General features: G+C 60.7%; 17 protein-coding genes. 12 read left to right on the top strand and 5 right to left on the bottom strand.

The genetic code is table 11. The features are described from left to right. Positions 1-35 precede the first annotated feature (35 nt). The gene (locus FHS83_RS02730) at positions 36-2,447 is read right to left on the bottom strand and encodes a DUF3857 domain-containing protein (RefSeq protein WP_167080645.1); all 2,412 of its coding nucleotides are present in this window, start codon (positions 2,445-2,447) and stop codon (positions 36-38) included. Between the two features lie 123 nt (positions 2,448-2,570). Further along, positions 2,571-3,602 carry a histone deacetylase family protein gene (locus FHS83_RS02725; RefSeq protein WP_167080643.1) on the bottom strand — a complete coding sequence of 344 codons (1,032 nt, stop codon included), beginning with the start codon at positions 3,600-3,602 and terminating at the stop codon, positions 2,571-2,573. Between the two features lie 249 nt (positions 3,603-3,851). Between FHS83_RS02725 and FHS83_RS02720 the strand changes: the two genes are divergently transcribed. The 3 genes from FHS83_RS02720 to ald all read left to right on the top strand — a co-directional run bounded on the left by FHS83_RS02720 (position 3,852) and on the right by ald (position 6,928). Continuing rightward, entirely contained in the window at positions 3,852-4,625 is a 774-nt protein-coding gene (locus FHS83_RS02720) for a hypothetical protein (protein WP_167080641.1), read from the top strand. Positions 4,626-4,666: 41 nt separating this feature from the next. Then, positions 4,667-5,602, top strand: coding sequence for a hypothetical protein (locus FHS83_RS02715; RefSeq protein ID WP_167079617.1), 936 nt, complete (start codon positions 4,667-4,669; stop codon positions 5,600-5,602). A 207-nt stretch (positions 5,603-5,809) separates the two neighbouring features. Continuing rightward, positions 5,810-6,928, top strand: coding sequence for an alanine dehydrogenase (gene ald / locus FHS83_RS02710; RefSeq protein ID WP_167080639.1), 1,119 nt, complete (start codon positions 5,810-5,812; stop codon positions 6,926-6,928). A gap of 51 nt (positions 6,929-6,979) precedes the next feature. Here the strand turns inward: ald and FHS83_RS02705 are convergent, their stop codons facing one another. Both FHS83_RS02705 and FHS83_RS02700 read right to left on the bottom strand, forming a co-directional pair. After that, positions 6,980-7,336, bottom strand: coding sequence for a DUF2846 domain-containing protein (locus FHS83_RS02705; RefSeq protein WP_167080637.1), 357 nt, complete (start codon positions 7,334-7,336; stop codon positions 6,980-6,982). Between the two features lie 333 nt (positions 7,337-7,669). After that, the gene (locus FHS83_RS02700; RefSeq protein ID WP_167080635.1) at positions 7,670-8,059 is read right to left on the bottom strand and encodes a lysozyme inhibitor LprI family protein; all 390 of its coding nucleotides are present in this window, start codon (positions 8,057-8,059) and stop codon (positions 7,670-7,672) included. Positions 8,060-8,229: 170 nt separating this feature from the next. Between FHS83_RS02700 and FHS83_RS02695 the strand changes: the two genes are divergently transcribed. Together FHS83_RS02695 and FHS83_RS02690 are read left to right on the top strand one after the other, a co-directional pair. Then, the gene (locus FHS83_RS02695) at positions 8,230-8,757 is read left to right on the top strand and encodes an OmpA family protein (protein WP_167080632.1); all 528 of its coding nucleotides are present in this window, start codon (positions 8,230-8,232) and stop codon (positions 8,755-8,757) included. 90 nt (positions 8,758-8,847) lie between these two features. Next, positions 8,848-9,570: a hypothetical protein gene (locus FHS83_RS02690; RefSeq protein WP_167080630.1), complete on the top strand. Its 723-nt coding sequence runs from the start codon at positions 8,848-8,850 to the stop codon at positions 9,568-9,570. On the opposite strand, the gene FHS83_RS02685 is transcribed toward FHS83_RS02690, so the two are convergent. Beyond that, positions 9,552-11,246, bottom strand: coding sequence for a glycoside hydrolase family 43 protein (locus FHS83_RS02685; RefSeq protein WP_167080629.1), 1,695 nt, complete (start codon positions 11,244-11,246; stop codon positions 9,552-9,554). The two genes, FHS83_RS02690 and FHS83_RS02685, sit on opposite strands and share 19 nt — an antisense overlap. 190 nt (positions 11,247-11,436) lie before the next feature. Here FHS83_RS02685 and FHS83_RS02680 point away from each other — a divergent pair, with 190 nt between their 5' ends. The 7 genes from FHS83_RS02680 (at position 11,437) to gltX (ending at position 19,824) form a co-directional block, all read left to right on the top strand. Further along, complete coding sequence (locus FHS83_RS02680; RefSeq protein ID WP_167085208.1) at positions 11,437-12,810, top strand: class II 3-deoxy-7-phosphoheptulonate synthase; 1,374 nt, start codon at positions 11,437-11,439, stop codon at positions 12,808-12,810. 38 nt (positions 12,811-12,848) lie between these two features. Next, positions 12,849-13,610: a hypothetical protein gene (locus tag FHS83_RS02675; protein ID WP_167080627.1), complete on the top strand. Its 762-nt coding sequence runs from the start codon at positions 12,849-12,851 to the stop codon at positions 13,608-13,610. A gap of 145 nt (positions 13,611-13,755) precedes the next feature. Next, entirely contained in the window at positions 13,756-14,166 is a 411-nt protein-coding gene (locus FHS83_RS02670; protein WP_167080625.1) for a bacteriohemerythrin, read from the top strand. A gap of 150 nt (positions 14,167-14,316) precedes the next feature. Next, entirely contained in the window at positions 14,317-15,474 is a 1,158-nt protein-coding gene (locus tag FHS83_RS02665; protein ID WP_167080623.1) for a Tad domain-containing protein, read from the top strand. 237 nt (positions 15,475-15,711) lie between these two features. Further along, complete coding sequence (locus FHS83_RS02660; RefSeq protein ID WP_167080621.1) at positions 15,712-16,683, top strand: Gfo/Idh/MocA family oxidoreductase; 972 nt, start codon at positions 15,712-15,714, stop codon at positions 16,681-16,683. Positions 16,684-16,831: 148 nt separating this feature from the next. Continuing rightward, the gene (locus FHS83_RS02655; RefSeq protein ID WP_167080619.1) at positions 16,832-18,487 is read left to right on the top strand and encodes an NAD+ synthase; all 1,656 of its coding nucleotides are present in this window, start codon (positions 16,832-16,834) and stop codon (positions 18,485-18,487) included. Then, positions 18,484-19,824 (top strand): glutamate--tRNA ligase, encoded by a 1,341-nt coding sequence (gene gltX / locus FHS83_RS02650; RefSeq protein ID WP_167080617.1) that lies wholly within the window; start codon positions 18,484-18,486, stop codon positions 19,822-19,824. Before FHS83_RS02655 ends, gltX begins: the two co-directional genes overlap by 4 nt. Positions 19,825-19,928 lie beyond the last annotated feature (104 nt).

Here is a 19,928-nt window from a genome sequence, read left to right as displayed (position 1 = left end):
GATGCATCCCTACTTCAGGTTCACGCAGCTTCGGTTCAAAGGCGCAGTGCGCGCGGCACGAATTTGGCGACCTCGTCGTTGATTCCCAGCGCTTTCAGGATGTCGCTTTTGCCGCCTTCAGCATCGCCCGCCCTGCTTTTCGCCGCGCCGAGTTCGTAAATGTAGCGTGCGTTGCGCGGTTTTAATTTCACGGCCTGCTCGAAATCACCGACCGCATCGGCATATTTGCCTTGTTTGAAAAGGGCGATGCCACGCGCTTCCAAAACTTCGGTATTGCCGCCCGAAAGCTTTATGGCGCGCGAGCACAGATCGCTTGCCTCGCTGGCGTGCTCGGTGCGTGACAAGGCTTTGCACCAATAAGGCAACACCGACGCATCAGCGACGCCCGAACGGCTCGCTTTTTCGAAGGCGGTGGCGGCTTCAACCCATTCCCCGCCATCGAGATGTTTGAGGCCTTTGCTCACCGCGGCAAGATCGGGTGTTGCGGCGGCGAGCTGAGTGATGGGTGCGGAAGGCGCCGCTTGCGGTGCGGGCTCCGTCTTCGAAATCGTTACAGCGCTGGCCGGAAGGGTGCGGATATTGGTGTCATAGCTTGCGGCGATCTTCTTCATCGCCTCGGCCACTTCCTTGCGCACCGCGCCGCTGCAAAGCGCGGTGTCGATATGACTCGCGAAACTCCGATGCACGCTGATGCGGTTGCCTGCTTTGGTCCAATGCGCGGCATATTTCAGATGCGGCGTCACGACATCGCTGTTAGGCGGCACAAAGGGGAAGACAAAGCCTTGCGGCACTTCCAGGCTGACGTCCTCTTCGGCGCTCGCGCTGAAGCAAGCGGTTGGTTCGGCCTCGGTCTCTTCGGTGTTGTACATCGGGCCCATGATCTCGTCGCCCGTCGCCGGCAAAACGCGCAAGCCCCCGGGCATGATCGTGCCCATGCCTTTCAGCACGTCTTCCCAGCCTTTGACCGTGAATTCGCCGTTGATTTTGTAGCTATTGGAGAGCGCCAGCGGCGGATCTTCGTTGAGCTTGCCTTTGCCATCCTTGAAACCACGTGCGGCAAGCTGGATTTGCGCAGCTTTTTCAGAGCCGACCGCCTGTATCACAAAACCCACCAGCCGCAGCGATAAGGCATAAGCGCCTGTTGCTGTGGAGGTGGTGGTGCCGCTGATGGTGCCGTCGGTCCCGAGCTTTTGCACGGTCACAGTGCGCATCGAGGAAAGCCCGAAGGGCATAACCGGCATAGTGCCCGCGCCTGCGGTTTTCAGCGTCGCGCGCACCATCGGCTTGCCGTATTCGGTCAGCGGGAGCACGCCGAACTGTGCCACCGGCACCGAGGCGTCGAGATAGATGGAAAGTTCCGGCACATGTGTGATGACATGGTCGAGTTGGGCGAAGGTCGGTGCCTCCGTCAGCGTATAGGCATTGGAGGCATTGATCAGAATGCTCTCGGACTCGATGCCCTTGGCTTTCAAGAGGACCTGCAGCAGCAGATCATGATCCTTGCAGTCGCCATAGCCTTTGGTGAGGATGTCATCCACATCATGGGGCACGAATGAGCCCTGGCCAAGCTCAATGGCGACATAGCGGATATTGTGCACCACCCATTCATAGAGTTTCTGCGCCTGTTCCTTATGGCTGCCGCTTGCCGCGATCTTGTCGGCGAGGGCCTGCGCCTTGGCGGTGACGATTTTCTTCGGCGCCGAGAGTTCGGCATAGGCTTTGCCGAGCGCCGTGTAATCCTTGAAGGTGGACACGAAGAAGCGCGGCTCGTGATCCAGCGGTGAAACAAAGACCGGCCCCGTTTTGCGCGGCACTGGCTGCGCATAATGCCAGCGATAGATCAGGTTCTCGCCATCTTCGCTTTTGGAAAACTCAATGTCGTGGCTCTCGACCTTGAGCTCCATGGCTTTTGGCGCGGTAATGGATTGGCGCACGTCTTTATAGGCGATGGCGCGCGGGAAGGCCTGGCCAAGAAAGAACTCGCCGGGAAAGAGCGGATGCGGCGAGGCGATTTTGATGGTGTAGACCGCTTTGTCGCCTGCGGAAAATTGCGGAAAGAAGATCACCTTGATGCGCTGATCGGTGATCATGCCCGATTGCGCGGCTTGCTGGGGAAGCTGTTCGAAGACCGTTGAAAGATCGACCGGCACCTTTCGCCCATCGCTTTTTTCGGTATAGGCCTCTACGACCTCGATGGTTTGCAGCCCCGCGCTGAAGGGCATATTGACCCGCGAGATTTGCATCGCGCCCGCTTCATTGGCGGCTTTCAGCTCGACATGCAGGGTTTGCACATACGCGCCATCACGGGTGACTTTGATGTCGGAGTTCAGCGCCTCGATGCTGGCGGCAGGCCGCTGCTTCTGTTCTTGCGCTTTTGCGATGGGCGCTCCGGCAAGCACCATCCCACACACAGCCGCGCCCAAGGCGCACCTGATCAACCCCTGCATAGTACCCCCTAACGCCTTTCTGGCGCTGTCCCCGCAAGGATTGTAGTGGGTTGAGGGCTGGCCGTAAATCGCCGCCAGCGGGCAGAATGCAAGATGCGGTAACCGTGTTTCCCGCGGTTTTCCTCAAGCGTTGTGGAAGCCTTCCAGCACATTCACCGCCAATTGGCCGAGCGCGCCAAAGCAATACCCGCCTTCGAACATGAAGAGCACGGGCTTGCCGAGGCTGGCGATACGCTGGCCCATTTTGAGGTAGTCATCACATTTCAGGCGGAAGCCCGCGATGGGGTCTTCGATATAGGTGTCGAGCCCCATGGAGAGGATGAGCACATCCGGCCCCATATGCTTGATGGCGCCCATTGCGAATTTCATGGACTCGTCATAGCGCTCCCAATCGGTGCCGTTGGGCAGCGGCATGTTGAGGTTATAGCCTTCGCCATCGCCTTCGCCGCGCTCATCGGCAAAGCCCAGGAAATGGGGATAGGCGAAGTTCGGGTCAGCATGGATGGAGCAGAAGAACACATCCGAGCGCTGATAGAAGATCGATTGCGTGCCGTTACCATGATGATAATCGACATCCAGCACGGCGGGCCTGATCCCGGCCTTTATGAGATACTGCGCGGCAATGGCCGCATTGTTGAGATAGCAGAAGCCGCCAAAGACATCGCTCGCGGCGTGATGGCCGGGCGGGCGGGTCAGCGCGAAGGCGGATTTCTCGCCCTGGCGGATCACTTCGGCCGCCGAGAGCGCAACATTGACCGCCTCGCGCGCCGCGGGCCAGGTGCCGCCCATGATGGGGGCATCGGCACTGAAGGCATAGGTGCCGAGGCGGGCTTCGATATCGCCTTTGCGTTTTTCCGGAAGGCCTTTGGCGGGCCAGGCGGAAGGGATGGCGACCGGGGCGTTCTTGCCGTACCGCTCGGTCCAATCATGCCAGGCCACGCCCAGGAAACTCACCAGCCCCGCATCATGCACGGCCAGAATGTGTTCATCGGAAAAAGGTGTAGGCGGCAGGATCGGCCCGAGCTTGTGCTCTTCGATGGCCACACGCACGGTTTCGGCACGCATCGGAACTTCCACGGCAGGCAAGAGCTGACCGGCTTCGAACTGCACCTGGGGATCGTGCTCCAGATGGGCCGGGGAATAGAAGGTTTTCATTCCGCCTCAAATCCTTTCAGCGGCATGCTACCGTGGCTGCCGTAAGGTGCTGGCATAGCGCGCGAAGACCCGCATCAGCAAGTCTGCACTGGGACGCGGTCGCTCTCCTTTTGCGATTATGGAAAAACCGAGGCTTTTGCTTTTCTGATGTGACCGTTCATGTACGGTTCAGCCGCTGAAGACCAGTGTTCAGGCCAACGGTTCGGTTAAGGGCCTGCGTTTATAGGCGTCTCATTGGAGAGATCAGCCATGAAAGTCTTCGGTAAAGCGGTCTTTGCGGCGATGTTGCTGATGGGCACTGCGGGTCTGACCGCGGCGCCGGCCAAGGCCGAATTCGCGATCGGGTTTTCGTTTGGATATGATGGCGGGTACTTCTCTGACCCTTGCGATTACTACGACTACTATGACGTCGCGCCGCCCTGGGGCCTGCCGCCGGATTATTGCGAATATCCGGTCTATTCTGAGCCGGTCTATTTCGGCGGCTCCTGGTATCGCGGTCCGATCTATTATCGCTGGTATGGCGGCGACCGGCTTTACTGGCTGAATGGCGGCTGGCGGCGGGATGAATGGCGTGGCGCGCGTCCCTCCATCCGCTGGACGGATCGTGGCGGCTGGCATGCCCGTCGCGACTGGAATAATCGTGGCTGGGGTGACTTCCGTCACGATGACCGGGGAAGCTGGGGCCGAGGCAATTGGGATCGCGGTGATTGGAATCGCGGCGGCGATCGCAATGCCTGGAACCGTGGTGATTGGAACCGCGGGGGCGATTGGAATCGAGAACGCGGCAACTGGGATCGCGGCGCTGACCGTGGTGACTGGAATCGCGGTAATTGGAATCGTGGCGCCCAGCCCAATGGTGGACAAGGCGGTTGGGGTGGTCGTGCCCAATTTAGTGGAGGCCAGCCTGGCGGTAGCTGGGGTGGTCGCGGTGGTGGCCAGTCCGGCGGCGGCTGGGGTGGACGTGGTCCTGGCGGTGGAGGTCCTGGCGGTGGAGGCCGGGGCGGCGATCATCACGGCCACTGAACGCAACTTGTAAACGGATAAAGCCGAAAGGGGCTAAGGCAATGAGGAAAGTCTGGAAGGCGGCTGTTACCGCTGTGGCGATGGCGACCGCCATGCTGGCGGTGCCCGCGAAAGCCGATTCATTCGGCTTCAGTTTCAACAGCGATGGCGGTGTCGGCTTCTCCTATGAGAGCGGCGGTTATTGTGATCGCTTCGGCTGCCCGGATGGCTATTGGGATATGCCGATCTATGACTGCCCGGTCTATTGGGGCGGGTCGTGGTATCGCGGGCCCGTCTATTACCGGCGCTATCATGGGCGCGTGTGGTACTGGCTGCATGGCGATTGGCGCTTGGATGAATGGCGCGGCGCGCGCCCCGGCGGCTATTGTGTGGAACGCTACCGCCCCGCGCTCGGCTTCGATTTCTATGAGCGCAATGGCTTCCGTATTCGCGATGATTGGCGCCGGCGCTGGTATCGCGAGCATGGCCGCGATTGGCGTGATCATGATTGGCGCGGCGGCGGCTGGAATGGTGGCGGCTGGGATCGCCGCGATGATCGCTGGGACCGCCGTGATGACAGGCGCGACGACCGTTGGGATCGCCGTGACGATCGCCGTGATAACCGTTGGGATCGCCGCGACGACCGTCGTGATGATCGGGGCAATAACTGGCAGGGCGGCAATAACGGCCAAGGCGGCCGTCCGGGCTGGCAGGGCAATACCAACAACCCGCAGCCAAGCCCGGCACCTACTCCCCCGCAGGGTAACCGTCCGGGCTGGCAGGGTAATCAAGGCGCTTTGCCGGGCATGCAGCCTCCGCAAGGCCAGCCTAATCAGCCTGGCCGCCGCTGGGAGCCCAGCCCCGCACCGGTCCCGTCGCAGCAAAGCGGCCCCCAAAATGCCCAGCCTCCGGGTCCGCAGCGCGGTGCACCAAACAATTTCGATGGTCGCAGGGAGCGCGCCGCGGAGCCGATGCGGCCGCAACAAAAACAGGACTAAGCTGCACAACGCTTAAGCAACCAAGGGTCCGGCAAAAAGAAGTCGGGCCCTTTTCTTTTTCAGATATAATCAGTCTTGCGTCGCATGCTTTTCGCAAGGCTCGTGCGGCACCCGCAAAAGGCGCGAAGCTGCGATGCGCAAAGCCTATGTTGACCGCTTGTTGCGCGCTGTTAGCTTCTGCGCCGTCATTTGCTCCAAGAGGCCTTCATGCGCATCGGTGTTCCAAAGGAAATCAAGAATCACGAATACCGTGTAGGCATGACGCCTGCCGCCGTCCGCGAGTTGACCGCCCGCGGGCACGAGGTCTTCGTGGAGACCAAGGCTGGTGACGGCATCGACCTCACCGATGAGCTTTACGCCAAGGCTGGCGCCAAGATCCTTCCCACCGCGGAAGAAGTCTTTGGTGTCGCCGATATGATCGTGAAGGTGAAGGAGCCGCAGCCGGTTGAAATCGCGCGCCTGAAAAAAGGCCAGACGCTTTTCACCTATCTGCATCTGGCGCCCGATCCGGAACAGACAAAGGGCCTGCTCGCTTCCGGTGCGGTTTGCATTGCCTATGAAACCGTCACCGACAATCGCGGCGGGCTGCCTCTTCTTGCGCCGATGAGCGAAGTGGCGGGCCGTATGTCGATCCAGGCTGGCGCCCATTGCCTGGAAAAGGCGCAGGGCGGTCGTGGTGTGCTGCTCGGCGGCGTGCCGGGTGTTCCGGCGGCGAAGGTGGTCGTTCTGGGCGGCGGTGTGGTCGGCACCAATGCGGCGCGCATGGCGATGGGGCTCGAAGCCCATGTCATCGTGCTGGACGTCTCGCTCAATCGCTTGAAGGAGCTGGATGAGCAGTTCGGCTCGCGCCTGCACACGCTTTATTCCACTATGGATGCCATCGAAGAACAGGTGGCGAGCGCGGATCTCGTCATTGGCGGTGTGCTGCTTCCGGGGGCGGCGGCGCCCAAGCTGATCACCGAAGCCATGGTGCGCCAGATGAAGAAAGGCTCGGTCATCGTCGACGTCGCCATCGATCAGGGCGGCTGCGCCGAAACCAGCCATGCCACCACCCATGCCGATCCGACCTATCGCGTGCACGATGTCGTGCATTACGCGGTGGCGAACATGCCGGGCGGCGTCGCGCGCACCTCGACCTTCGCGCTCAACAACGCGACGCTGCCCTTTACCATCGCGCTCGCCGAACAGGGCGCAGAGGCGGCGATGAAGGCCAATGCGCATCTGCGCCATGGCCTCAACGTCTATCGCGGCACGCTGACCTATGGCGCGGTCGCGGCAGCCCAGAAGCTCGCCTTCGAACCGGCGGAAAAGGTTCTGGGGCTCTAAATAAAAAAGGGCGGGAGGTTGAAGCTTCCCGCCCTTTCTTCGTTTTACGGCTTACTTGCCGGTATAATGCAGGTCCTGGATATCTTTCAGCGCCTGATCGGGATCAATCACGCTCGGCGTGATGCGACCAACCAAAAGCCCCATGCTGATGTCGGTACGGACATAGCGGGTTTCACCTGCGCCAAGCTTGAGTGTGGTTTCTTCGGTCACCTCGGTCGAGGTGGCGATCTTCAGTGCGCCCGGCGCGTGATCCACATAGAAGAAGCCGTTAGGCACCGAGCGGCCAACCTCCACGCCATCAATGCGGACCAGCGGCTGCACCGCCGAACCCGCGCCCAGGAATGCGGTGGGACGATAGAAGAAAATGCGTCCGGCATCGGCGGCGACGGCCGGCAATTTGGATTGCATTTCCTTGAAGGTAGGTCCGCTTGAGGCGCAAGCGGTAAGAGATAGCATGACGGCGCATGCAAGCGCTGGTTGCGCCAGTGTTTTCAATCCGAGCATTTCAAAACCCCCAGTCTATCCCGCGGGTAGTCCCCGCGTGGCTGCCGCTGGCGAAATGCCGTGACGGCAGCATCACTGTAAAATGCGCGGTGCGGGACGAGAAGATAGGGCGGGCTGCGGCATGGAAACGCGCTGTCTACGGATAATTTGAAGCAATTACAGAAATGCGGGGTAGCGCAATTTCTACTTTCGCTTTTTTTGAGTCTTGCGGTGAAGCTTCGACATCTTCGTGATGTGCTATTGAGGCTTGTTGCAGGAAAAGTCGCCTTCCGCGCAGTCGCGCTGGGCGGTCAGCTCTGTGATACGGGCTTTGGTTTTTGCCGTAATGCATTGGGCATAGGCCATGGGGTGGATCGAGCCGTCCTCGGTCGCTGCGGTCTCAAACCGGCATTCGGCATCTCGATACGCAATCCAGCGCCGTTCGGCGTCTTTCAGCAGGACCTGGTATTTCGGCTCGTAGCGGCGCAAGAGCTCGCCATAAAGCGTGTTCAGCGCCTTATCCGTCGCGCGTGAGTCTTTATCGGCGCAGATAAGCATCTCACTTTGGGTTTGGGCCTTGCTGCAATCTTCGGCCATGGCCATACCCGAAAAAATCAGCGTGGCCGCCAAGAGTTGGCTCGGTTTCATTGCGTCCCCCGGTTTGTTATCACTTTAGGCGCGTTGGCCCTCTGCGTCGAGTTCGTTGCGGAAGGGTACAGATGAGGTGCGCGATGAAACGGGTTAGGACGGCTTTATTGTTGGCGGGACCTGTTTTGCTTTTGAGTGCCTGCGAACCCAGGCCCAATGTGATGCCCTCCATGGAGCCGCCCGGCCCTGCGCCAAGCCAGCCCTTGCCGCAGCAGCACCCCAAACCGCCTATGCCGCCCGTTGTGTCAGCGGGGCCGCTCACCCAGGCGGGGGTGGAAGTTTACATGGATGCCCAGGAAGCCGATTTGCGCAGCTATTTGCGCGGGCAGGGCGTGCCGGTGGCGCGGCGTGGCAATGAGATTGTGCTGACCGTTCTGACCGACCGCTTGTTTGCCGGGCAAGCCTTGAGCGATTGGGGCGATTCCTTCGCCCGCGCGGTGGCGCAGGTCACGGCCCATTTCGACCGCACCGCGCTCGACATCGCTTGCTATACCGATGCCAAGGGCGCGGAAGCCGATAATCTCGCCCTCAGCCAGAAGCGGGCCAAGAGTCTGGCGGATGCGTTCCGCGGCTATGGTATCGCGGGCTCCCGGCTGAAGGCGGAAGGGCTTGGTGCCACAAATCCGCGCGGCACCGATCCCAATGCGGCGCGGAACCGGCGCATCGAAATCCGGATTTCGCCCCGGCCATCTAATTAAGTCGTTGTAAGTTCTGCAAACAATTGGCTTGGTTGTAAAAGGCGAAACGTCGCGCTTGTCATAGTTCTTTGCTCTGTGCATTCTCCGCTTATGGGGAAGACTAAGCTCTTTTGCGCGATAGGTGCGGTGCTGCTGCTGGCGGCTCCCGCGCGAGCGACTGCCATCGCTTCTGTTCGGGAAGCCTTTTGGCAGGCGAACTTCTCATATTATCTGGATGGGCAGGGCCGCCACGCCAGTCTGCCCGCCGGTGTTTCGCTGATGTGTACCGGCAGTGCCGTTGCGAATGGGCTCGGTTGCGCGGATCGCCAAAGCGCATCGGTGATGAGCGATGATGGCACCCTGCACCGTGCAGAGATTGATGCGCTGTCCAGCCTTGTGCTGGTGAATAACGGTCCGCGCAATTTTGACGGTCGGTTTGTTTTCGCGACCAGCTACAGCGCCTTCAATCCCGGTGGGCCGAATGTGGGCGCCTCGGTTGATCATGGTGGGCGCGAATACGCCTCGTTTTTCAGTGTGGTGCGCGGGCCCGCACTGTTCGATCTGCAAGGCTGCAATATGTCGAGCGGCATTCCCACTCCTACCGTGCGCCAGCGCATGTCTTGTGGCGTCTCATCTCCCGATGCCAGCGAGAGCGAATTTTCGCTCGGCCCGCTCGCCGCGAATGCTGAGGCCGCTGCGGATTTCCAGATTTACATCAGCCTGGATGCGCAAGGTGAAAAACAAAATGGGGACCCCGTTCCCGAGGCCCCCACGCTTGCAGTCTTTCTTGTTGGCTTAGCCGCGCTCAGGCGGCGTCAGGGCGTGAAGGCGTAAGGCCCGATCACTGTGCCGACAAAGCCGCCTGCCTTGTGGGTGGAGAGGATGGTGGCATCACCGTCCTTCACCAGGGCGGTAAGCTGATCGGCGGAAGGGCCATAGAGGAAATCCGCCTTGCCGCCGCTGATGGCGATCTTCAAGACCACTTTGCCGTCTTTCGCGGGCGCACAGGCGAGTGTGGTGCCATGGGCACTGTCGCTCTTTTCGGATTTGGCGCTGACGCAGACTGAAAGCGCGCCTTTATCCCGCACCAGCCCGAAGAAATAGAAGAAGTTGCTGTTCTGGAAGGCGACTAATCCAGCACGTTCGCCATCGATTTTCGGCGCGAAGGACAGCGTCGTTGTCACACTGGCATCGCTATGGCGCTGGCGCAGCGCCATGAAGCTCGGATTGCTCTTGCCGCCAATGGCGGCGGTGCGCGCCTTCAAAGTCAGTGCGCCGCCACCAACGCTATACCAGTCTTCGGAGGGCGTGCGGATCATCACCCATTCCTGGCTGAGCTTCGGTCCATCGAAGGCGATATCGCGCGTGATATTGCCGGTTTGGATGGTGCCTTCGCCCTCCGGCAGTTTGGCGCGCGTCACCGCGAAGGGCACATGCTCGCCTTTCTTCAGAATGATCGGCCAGCCGTTTTTCCAGGTCACCGGCAGCATGAAGGTTTCGCGGCCGATATTGTAGAGATCGCCAGAATAGGGGCGGGTGCCCAGGAACACCGCGAACCATTCGCCCTTATCGGTTTGAACCAAATCCGCATGGCCGGTAGAGGTCACGGGGAATTCGCGGCCCGGATAAAGATCGCGCTGGGTGAGAATGGGATTGGCCTTATAGGGCACGAAGGGGCCCCACAGCGTCTTGGAGCGGAAGATCACTTCGGAATGCTGTTCCGCCGTGCCGCCTTCCGCGCACATCAGATAGTACCAGCCCTTGATGTGATAGAGATGCGGGCCTTCGATCCAAACGGGCTTCTTGGAAATATCGACGCCGCCATTCACCACCACCTTGCGCGGGCCGACCATCTTCTGCGTGGCAAGGTCGTATTCCTGCATCCAGATGGCGCGATGGCCATTGTAGAGCGGCTCGCCTTCGGGCGCGCCATTGTTGACGATATAGGCCTTGCCATCCTCGGTGAAGGTGATGGACGGATCGATGCCTTCAAAGGGCAGCCAGATGGGATCGGACCACGGGCCCTTGGGATCTTTCGCGGTGATGATGAAATTGCCGCCGCAATCGACACAGGTGTTCACGATATAGAACGTGCCGTCGTGATAGTTGATGGCGGGCGCATAAAGCCCGCGCGAATTCTCCAGCCCCTCGAACTTCACTTGGGAGGTGCGGTCCACCGCATTGGCGATCTGCGTCCAATGGGTGAGATCGGTCGAATGCCAGATCGGCAGGCCGGGGAAATGGGTGAAGCTCGAATTGACGAGGTAATAATCTTTGCCCACGCGCAGGATCGAGGGGTCGGGGTAATAGCCCGGCTGGATCGGGTTCAGATATTGCTTCGGCCCCGCCTTCAATTGGTCATAGACCGCGTCATGGCCCTCATAGCGGAAATTGGAAAACTGAGCGGTCGCTGGCGCGGGCTTCTCCACAGGTGGCGGCGGCGGGGCCGGCGGTGGTGTCGTGCAAGCGGCAAGAAGGAGCGCAGCTCCGGCCAGCAATGGATGGCGCATGATTATTTCCCCTGGAGGGCCGGTGCTCCGGCCAAGTCCTTATTTGCCTGACATAATCGCTGAGGATAGGGGCGCCGTCCACCGCGCGCCGGTCACGTTCGGGTGCGGCATGGTCCGCCCTTTTGCCGTCACGTGACGCTGTTCTGGAAAAGCTCTGACCTTTCCCCTATACCCGATCCCCTTGAAGGAGATTGTTGTGGTCTGGTCCCCGTCGTCCTGGCGCGAAAAGCCGATTGTCCAAGTCCCCGCCTACCCGGATACGGCGGCGCTTGCGGCTGTAGAAAAACGTCTGCAAACCCACCCGCCGCTGGTTTTTGCGGGCGAGGCGCGCAATCTTATGTCGTCGCTGGGCCAGGTGGCCGAGGGCAAGGCTTTCCTGCTCCAAGGCGGCGATTGCGCCGAGAGCTTTGCCGAATTCCACCCCAACAACATCCGCGACACGCTGCGCGTGTTGTTGCAGATGGCGATTGTGCTGACCTTTGCCGCGGGCGTTCCGGTGGTAAAGGTGGGCCGTATCGCGGGCCAGTTCGCCAAGCCCCGCTCGGATGATTTCGAGACCCGCGATGGCGTCTCCCTGCCGTCCTATCGTGGCGACAATATCAACGGTATCGATTTCACCCCGCAGGCGCGCATCCCTGATCCGCAGCGCCTGTTGGAGGGCTATGCCCAGTCGGCGGCGACGCTGAACCTGCTGCGCGCCTTCACCAATGGCGGGTATGCCGATCTGCACAATGTCCATCAATGGATGTTGGGCTTCATCGCGGGGTCGCCGGCCGGCGAACAATTCAGAAGCCTCGCGCAACGTGTGACCGAAACGCTGGACTTCATGCGCGCTTGCGGCATCACGCCGGAAACCGTGCCCCAGCTTCGCACCACCGATTTCTACACCAGCCACGAGGCGCTTTTCCTCGGCTTCGAGCAATCGCTCACCCGCGTCGATTCCACCTCGGGCGATTGGTACGACACGAGCGCGCATATGCTCTGGATCGGCGATCGCACCCGTCAACCCGGAGGTGCGCATGTCGAGTTCATGCGCGGCATCAAGAACCCTGTCGGCCTCAAATGCGGCCCGTCGATGACCAATGACGATCTGGCGCGGCTTTGCGAGACTCTCAATCCCGAGAACAAGCCTGGCCGTTTAACCCTGATCTGCCGCTTCGGCGCCGATAAGGTGGCCGAGAATCTGCCGCGCCTTATCCGCACCGTGAAGCGGGAAGGGGCAAGCGTGGTGTGGTCCTGCGATCCTATGCATGGCAACACCATCAAATCCGGCACTGGCTACAAGACGCGCCCTGTCGATCGCATCCTGAAAGAGGTCAAAGCCTTCTTCGAGGTGCATCGCGCCGAAGGCACCCATGCGGGCGGCGTGCATTTCGAAATGACCGGTCAGAACGTCACCGAATGCCTGGGCGGCGCTCAGGCCATCGGCGAAGAGGATTTGCAGAAGCGTTACCACACCCATTGCGATCCGCGCCTCAATGCCAGCCAGGCGATCGAACTGGCCTTCCTGATGGCAGAGAGCATTCGCGCCGAACGCATGAAGGATGCCGGGTTCGCCGCCTGAACACTAACGGCCTGAAATCGGGCCTCGTGGGGATGTCTATGGGTGCAGCGCGTTTGTTGGCAAAGGGCTGGGTGCTTGTCTGCTTCTTTGCCGGTGCACATGCGCTGCGCCAGGCCCTTCTTTCGGGCGGTAATCTTCAAATCGTGCTGCCGCAGGTTTTGATTGCGGTCAGCCTTTTTGCGGCGATGGGGCTGTTGTTTGTGGGCGGCTATGGCGCCTCTTCTGATGGCTTTCATCACCACACCGCCACCATCAAGGAAAAGAAGCTCGCCGTGGCGCTGCCGGGCTTCGATGATGTGGTGTTGTTTGTTTTCGCCGCGCTGATCTTTGCCACACAGGTCTGGCTCGCACCCGCGCATCTGGCGGGGGAGTTTGGCGAAGGCCTTGCCCGGGCCATCGCTTATGTCGTGCCGGGGCAGGCGGTTATCGCGGGCCGGATCGGCACCTGCGGACCGGAAGAGGGGCGCATCTTGGCCTCGGCGGTGTCTTGGCTGCTGGCGATGATTTTCGCAGCCTCTGCGGTGTCCCGCTTGCGCCAGGCTGCCGAAGCCATCCGCCTCGACCGCGCTTTGCATCCGCATGGCTTAAGCCTCACCGCCTTGGCCGCCACACTGGGCGTTGTCGCCATTCTCGGCATCCAATGCCTGTTTGTCGGCTCGGTGCTGGCGCTTCTGCCTTGCGCGGCCTTCACCGGGATTTCGGGCGGGCTCCTGATCGGGCTCGGTCCTTTGCTGCTCGGCTATATCGTCTATGCCTCGCTCGCCAATCTTCTTGCCAGCGGCTCCGGCAGCAAAGAATAAGTGTGGCTGAAGCGTTAAGTCGCACCCTCTCTGCTTGTTTTTATTCCCTACAAATTGTGGTGGTTTAACCTCGCAGTTAGGGGTTCTCCCTTATGTCTCCCGGATAGGCGCGGTGGGGACGCGCTTTTTTGGCGGGAGTTAAAACATGGCCCTTGTGGCTTGGAGTGAGAAGCTGAGCGTCGGTATCAGAAGTATCGATGATCAGCACAAGAAGCTTGTCACGCTGGTCAACCAGCTTCATGACGGCATGATAGCGGGCAAAGGCAAAGAGGTGGTCGGCCCGGTGTTGAAGGGGCTGATCGACTACACGGCCACCCATTTCAAATTTGAAGAGGATCTCTTTGCGCGCACCGGCTATGGCGATGCTGCCGCGCATAAGAAAGAGCATGAAGACCTGGTGCGCCGGGTGAAGGAAATCCAGCAGGTCTATGATCAAAAGGGGCCGAGCGTCCTCACCATTCAGGTGATGAACTTCCTCAAGGACTGGCTGACGAGCCATATTCTCGGCTCTGACCAGAAATACGCGCCGCACCTCAAGTCCAAAGGTGTTAACTGATCCGTAGCTACCCCTATTACGGGATTTTTCGCCCGGCAAGTTTACCGGTTGTTACCACCGTAACGCGCAGCATGGGGTGTCCTGCAAATTGCTATATGCCCCATGTCGCTCATAAAACTCGTTCAATGCTGTAAGCGCTTTCATCGCGAGATGAGCGGCAACGTCGCCGTGATCTATGCGCTGTCTTTAGTGCCGGCGATGGTGGCGGCGGGCGCTGCGGTCGATTTCATCTCGGCGCTGAACGCCAAGACTGAACTGCAGAATGCCATCGACGCGGCAACGCTGGCGGGGGCTGCAGCCAGCAACAATGCCTCCGCCGCCGCCAATGTTTTCGCCGCAGAGCCCAAGAGCAGCTTCGCCGCGATCAGTGCGCCCGTCTTCTCAACCAATGGCGATGGCAGTTTCACGGGCAAGGTCACCGCGACCGTGGCCACGAATTTCCTGCCGATGGCGGGGATCAAAAGCATGAGCGTGAGCGCCAGCGCCACGGCCAAGATGGGGGCTTCCACATCGGTTTGCGTGCTGATCCTCAACAAGAACAATTCCCAGACCCTGCTGATGAATTCCGGCGCCGATATCGAAGCCAGTCAATGCGAGGTCGATGTCGCCAGCACCGCCTCGCCGGCTGCGATCTTCAATGGGGGCTCCACCCTCAACACCAAGAAGACCTGCATCGCCAGCTCCAGCATTCTCGATAATGGCGGCACGCATCCCAACCTGTCCACCAAATGCGCGGTGCAGCCTGATCCTTTCGCGGGCAAGCTGCCGGTGCCGTCCACCTCGGCGCCGGATTGCAATGGCGGCAATTACAATGGCGGTCCGGTGGTGTTGAGCCCTGGGGTCTATTGCGGCTGGTACAATTTCAACAACGCCCCAAGCGTGAGCTTCCAGCCCGGCGTCTATGTCATCAAAGGCGGCGGCTGGAACGTCAATGGCGGCACCTGGAGCGGCACAGGCGTCACCTTCTATTTCGCGGATAGCTCCAAGATCCAATTCAACAGCGGGGTCAGCGCCAGCCTGTCTGCGCCAAGCTCGGGCAGCTATGCCGGCATCCTGATGTATGAGGCGCCCGGCCTCTCCTCGAGCCAGTTCCTGTTCGATGACTCCAAAGGCCACAACCTCGATGGGCTGATCTATTTGCCCAGCCGGCAGTTAGTGATGAACTCGGGCGCGACGGTCAGCTCCGATCACGTCACGGTGGTAGTCGACTCGCTGATCGTCAATTCCAGCACCTGGACGATCGCGCCGCAGACGACTCTCAGCATCGCGGGAAGCTCCGGCAGCGGCTCGCCCTATCTGATGAAGTAGCCCTGCGTCAGGATTTGTATCAACCCGTCGCAATAGCTGTGACAGCGCAGACAGCCGCAAGGGTTGTGGGGCAGCGCAGATTGTCCTTTTTGGGCAATGATTTAACCTAATTGTTGAGGATCAGTCGCGGCTTCGGCCACGCCTCGTAGGTGCCGGTGTAACATCACGAAACATATTATGACTCGCGCCTGACGGCGGCAGGAGCATTTATGTACCTGTCGCAACGGGGGAATTCCTGTGTCGCCCATTCGTGTTTTGCGTGAGGATGGAACCTTGAAAGCCGCCGTGATCGGAGCGGGCGCCTTTGGGCGTCACCATGCTGGCAAGTACAAGACGCTTAACGGCGTCGAGCTGGTTGCCATCGCCGATCCGTCGCAAGAGGTCCGCCGAACTGCCATGGCTAATTACGGCGCGCCCTGCGTTGCCGATTGGCGTGAGCTGCTCGGCAAGGTCGACCTCGTCAGCGTTTGCACGCCTGCCGTGACCCATTCTTCCATCGTCCGCGCCTTCCTCAATGCTGGGGCGCATGTGCTGGTGGAAAAACCGATTGCGACCGAAATTGAAGAAGCTGACGACCTCGTCGCGTTGGCCCGCTCCACGGGCCGGGTGTTGACGGTCGGCCATCAGGAACGCTTCGTCTTCTCGCATTTCGGCCTTCTCGGCCAGACCGAGACCCCGTTGGAAGTTTCCTGCTGGCGTAAGGGCCCCTGGACGGGCCGGGGCGCCGATGTTTCCGTCGTGCTGGATCTTATGATCCACGATCTGGATTTGGTGCATCAGCTCATTCCGGGCGAGGTGCGCAGCGTGCAAGCGCGCGGCCGTTCCGAGCAATCGCTCCTCTGCGATGAGGTCAACGCCGCGCTTCTGTTCGAGAATGGCTCTGTCGCCCGCCTCGAAACCAGCCGTATTGCCGAAGCCCGTAGTCGCGGTATGCGCGCGGTCTATACCGATGGCGTGGTCGAAGTCGATTTCCTCGCCCGCACGGTGAAGAACACCACCCCGCGCCCGCTGAATTCGATCGATCTGGCGGACCCGCTGGGCGAGTCGGTGTCGTCCTTCGTGCGCGCCGTCCAAACCGGCAGCGAGCCGCTGGTGCGCCCGGAAGAGGCCCGCAACGCCCTCAACACCGCGCTACTGATCGACGAAGCTGCCGAGCGGACCATCAAAAGCCGCAGCCGCCGCGATTTCGTGGTCGCCGCCGCGCGCTAAGAGTCTGCCTGTATTATCCCGTCATGGCCGGGCTTGACCCGGCCATCCATGTGCGCGAGCCAAGTTGGATGGCCGGCTCGGTGGCCGGCCATGACGATAGAGAGACGGCGAGCTTTCCCTTCTCGCCCACCCGCGCTAAACACGTCCCGTGACCGACAAACTTCGCATCGCGCTCGCCCAGCTCAACCCGATCATGGGCGATTTATCCGGCAACCTCGCCAAGGCCCGCGCCGCGCGCGCCTCTGTGCCCGAGGCTGATGTCATCCTCTTCGCTGAGATGTTCATCACCGGCTATCCGCAAGAAGATCTCGTTTTAAAGCGCGCCCTTCAGGATGACGCGCGTGAGGCCGTGGAAACCCTCGCTGCCGATACCAAGGATGGCGGGCCCGCCGTGCTGATGGGCATGCCCTGGCGCGAAGAGGGCATGCTCTATAACGCCGTCGCGCTTCTGGAAGAGGGCCGTATCGCCGCCCGCACCTTGAAGCACGATCTGCCCAATTACGGCGTCTTCGACGAGAAGCGCGTTTTCTCGTCGGGGCCCCTCACCGGGCCATTGTCAGTGCGCGGTGTGCGCATTGGCGTGCCGATCTGCGAAGACATCTGGACGCCCGAAGTGGTCGAATGCATGGCCGAGACGGGCGCCGAAATTTTGCTGGTGCCAAATGGCTCGCCCTATGAGGTCGGCAAGGAAGATGTCCGCCTCAACCTCATCACGGAGCGTGTGGTCGAAAGCGGCTTGCCGCTCGTCTATCTGAATCAGGTCGGCGGGCAAGACGAGCTTGTCTTCGATGGCGCCTCGCTGGTGGTGAATGCCGACAAATCGGTGGCTTGGGCGCTGCCGGCCTGGCGCGAAGAAACGGTTCTCACCCATTGGCGCAAGGAAAACGGTATTTGGGTGTGTGCCCCTGGTGAGAAGGCGCCGTCCGAAGATCGCTTGCAGTCGATGTATCAGGCGATGGTTTTGGGCCTCAGGGATTACGTCAACAAGAACCGTTTCCCTGGTGTGGTGCTGGGCATGTCCGGCGGTATCGACAGCGCCTTGTCTGCCGCGGTCGCCGTGGATGCGCTGGGCAAAGATCGCGTGCGCTGCGTGATGATGCCGTCGCGCTATACTTCGCGGGATAGCCTCGATGACGCCAAAGCCTGTGCCGAGCTGTTGGGCGTGGCTTATGAGAGTATTTCGATTGAGAAAGCCGTGGAAGCGTTCGGCCTGACCCTTTCGCCGGTATTCGCGGGGAAGAAAGCCGACACCACCGAAGAAAACATTCAGTCGCGCATTCGTGGCCTGATCCTGATGGCGATCTCGAACAAATTCGGCCCGATGGTGCTCACCACCGGCAATAAGAGCGAGATGAGCGTCGGGTATGCCACCCTCTATGGCGATATGTGCGGCGGCTATAATGTGCTGAAAGACATCTACAAGATGGATGTCTTCGCGCTCTGCCATTGGCGCAATGCGCATTTGCCGTCTGGCGGTTTCGGCCCGCAAGGGCTCGTCATTCCGGAGCGCATCATCACCAAACCGCCGTCCGCTGAACTGCGCGAAAACCAGAAAGACGAAGACAGCCTGCCGCCGTATGAAATCCTCGATGCCATCCTTCTTTGCTTGGTCGAAAAGGAAATGGCCTTCGAAGAGATCGTTGCGCTCGGCTATGAGCCCGCCACGGTGAAGCGTGTCGAGCATCTCTTATACATTTCCGAATACAAGCGTCGCCAAGCCCCGCCGGGCGTGAAAATCGGCCCTCGCAATTTCGGCCGCGACCGGCGTTATCCCATCACCAATGCTTTCCGGGATGCTCGATGAGCACTGTAGTCCGTTTTGCCCCGTCGCCCACTGGTTTGCTGCATGTCGGCAATGCCCGCACGGCCATTGTGAACTATCTCTTCGCGCGCAAGACAGGCGGCCAATTCCTGCTGCGCATCGATGATACGGATACGGAGCGTTCCAAGCAGGAATATGAGGACGCGATCATCGATGTTCTCCGCTGGCTCGGCATCAAACATGATCTTTTCGCCCGCCAGTCCGAACGTTCGCCCGCCCATCAGGCGGCTGCCGACAAGCTGAAAGCGGCTGGGCTGCTTTATCCTTGCTATGAAACCGCGATGGAGCTGGACCGCCGACGCCAGCGCCAGATCGCGTCCGGCAAGCCGCCGGTCTATGACCGCGCCGCGCTGAAGCTCACCGCCGAAGAGCGTGAAGCGCTGGAAGCCTCGGGCCGCCGCGCTCATTGGCGCTTCAAGCTCTCACAGACCAAGGTGAAGTGGACCGATCTCATCCGTGGCGAGGTCGAGATCGACACTGCGCATTTGTCGGACCCCGTCCTGATCCGCGAGGATGGCCGCTTCCTCTACACCCTGCCGTCTGTGGTCGATGATGTCGATTTCAACATCACCCATATCATTCGCGGCGAGGATCACGTCACCAACACAGCCGTGCAGATCGAGATTTTCGAGGCCCTGGCAGGTAAGGGCAAAGCCCCGGCCTTCGCGCATCACCCGCTGCTCATCGGCGCGGGCGGCGAGGCTCTCTCCAAGCGTCTGGGTTCGCTCTCCCTCGCCATGCTGCGCGATGACGGGCTGGAGCCGATGGCGCTGGCGAGCTACCTCGCCAAGACCGGCACCTCCGACCCCATCGCGGCCTTTGCCTCCATGGATGAGCTCGTCGCCGGTTTCGCCATGGAAAAAATCGCCCGTGCGCCCGCCCATTTCGATCCGGCGGAGCTGACCAATCTCAACGCCAAGCTGCTCCACCTTTTGCCCTACACTGCGGTTGCACCCCGGCTGGAAGCGGCTGGTGTGGGCGGGGAGGCGTTCTGGGAGGCGGTGAAAGCCAATCTCACCCGCATTGCCGATGTCACCACGCTGTGGCCGCTGGTGGTAGGGCCGGTGACGCCGGTGATCGAGGATGCGGGCTTTGCCGCCGCCGCGGCTGCGGTTCTGCCGCCCGAACCCTTCGATGAGACCAGTTGGGGCGTCTTCACCAAGGCGGTTCAGGCCGCCACGGGCCGGAAGGGCAAGGACCTTTTCCACCCCCTCCGCTTGGCCTTGACCGGCCTGGAGCATGGACCGGAGCTGAAAAAGCTGCTACCCCTGATGGGACGGACGCGGGCACTCGCCCGATTGAACGGGGAAACGGCGTGAAATTTTCGGCCATCATCACCTGCCGAATTTGCGGCTAACGCCGCTACGATCCCCTTTTGCCCGCCCACATCCCAAAATGTCATGGCCCGCAACTGCGGGCCACC

The organism is Rhizomicrobium palustre, assembly GCF_011761565.1.
GTDB classification, from domain to species: Bacteria; Pseudomonadota; Alphaproteobacteria; order Micropepsales; family Micropepsaceae; genus Rhizomicrobium; species Rhizomicrobium palustre.
This window is presented reverse-complemented; position numbering and strand designations above follow the sequence as displayed.

What these genes read in the sequence shown, in the direction of transcription:
- FHS83_RS02730 (WP_167080645.1), bottom strand. Translation starts at nt 2,447, where the DNA reads ATGCAGGGGTTGATCAGGTGCGCCTTGGGCGCGGCTGTGTGTGGGATG.
- FHS83_RS02725 (WP_167080643.1), bottom strand. Translation starts at nt 3,602, where the DNA reads ATGAAAACCTTCTATTCCCCGGCCCATCTGGAGCACGATCCCCAGGTG.
- FHS83_RS02720 (WP_167080641.1), top strand. Translation starts at nt 3,852, where the DNA reads ATGAAAGTCTTCGGTAAAGCGGTCTTTGCGGCGATGTTGCTGATGGGC.
- FHS83_RS02715 (WP_167079617.1), top strand. Translation starts at nt 4,667, where the DNA reads ATGAGGAAAGTCTGGAAGGCGGCTGTTACCGCTGTGGCGATGGCGACC.
- ald (WP_167080639.1), top strand. Translation starts at nt 5,810, where the DNA reads ATGCGCATCGGTGTTCCAAAGGAAATCAAGAATCACGAATACCGTGTA.
- FHS83_RS02705 (WP_167080637.1), bottom strand. Translation starts at nt 7,336, where the DNA reads ATGCAATCCAAATTGCCGGCCGTCGCCGCCGATGCCGGACGCATTTTC.
- FHS83_RS02700 (WP_167080635.1), bottom strand. Translation starts at nt 8,059, where the DNA reads ATGAAACCGAGCCAACTCTTGGCGGCCACGCTGATTTTTTCGGGTATG.
- FHS83_RS02695 (WP_167080632.1), top strand. Translation starts at nt 8,230, where the DNA reads ATGGAGCCGCCCGGCCCTGCGCCAAGCCAGCCCTTGCCGCAGCAGCAC.
- FHS83_RS02690 (WP_167080630.1), top strand. Translation starts at nt 8,848, where the DNA reads ATGGGGAAGACTAAGCTCTTTTGCGCGATAGGTGCGGTGCTGCTGCTG.
- FHS83_RS02685 (WP_167080629.1), bottom strand. Translation starts at nt 11,246, where the DNA reads ATGCGCCATCCATTGCTGGCCGGAGCTGCGCTCCTTCTTGCCGCTTGC.
- FHS83_RS02675 (WP_167080627.1), top strand. Translation starts at nt 12,849, where the DNA reads ATGGGTGCAGCGCGTTTGTTGGCAAAGGGCTGGGTGCTTGTCTGCTTC.
- FHS83_RS02670 (WP_167080625.1), top strand. Translation starts at nt 13,756, where the DNA reads ATGGCCCTTGTGGCTTGGAGTGAGAAGCTGAGCGTCGGTATCAGAAGT.
- FHS83_RS02665 (WP_167080623.1), top strand. Translation starts at nt 14,317, where the DNA reads ATGAGCGGCAACGTCGCCGTGATCTATGCGCTGTCTTTAGTGCCGGCG.
- gltX (WP_167080617.1), top strand. Translation starts at nt 18,484, where the DNA reads ATGAGCACTGTAGTCCGTTTTGCCCCGTCGCCCACTGGTTTGCTGCAT.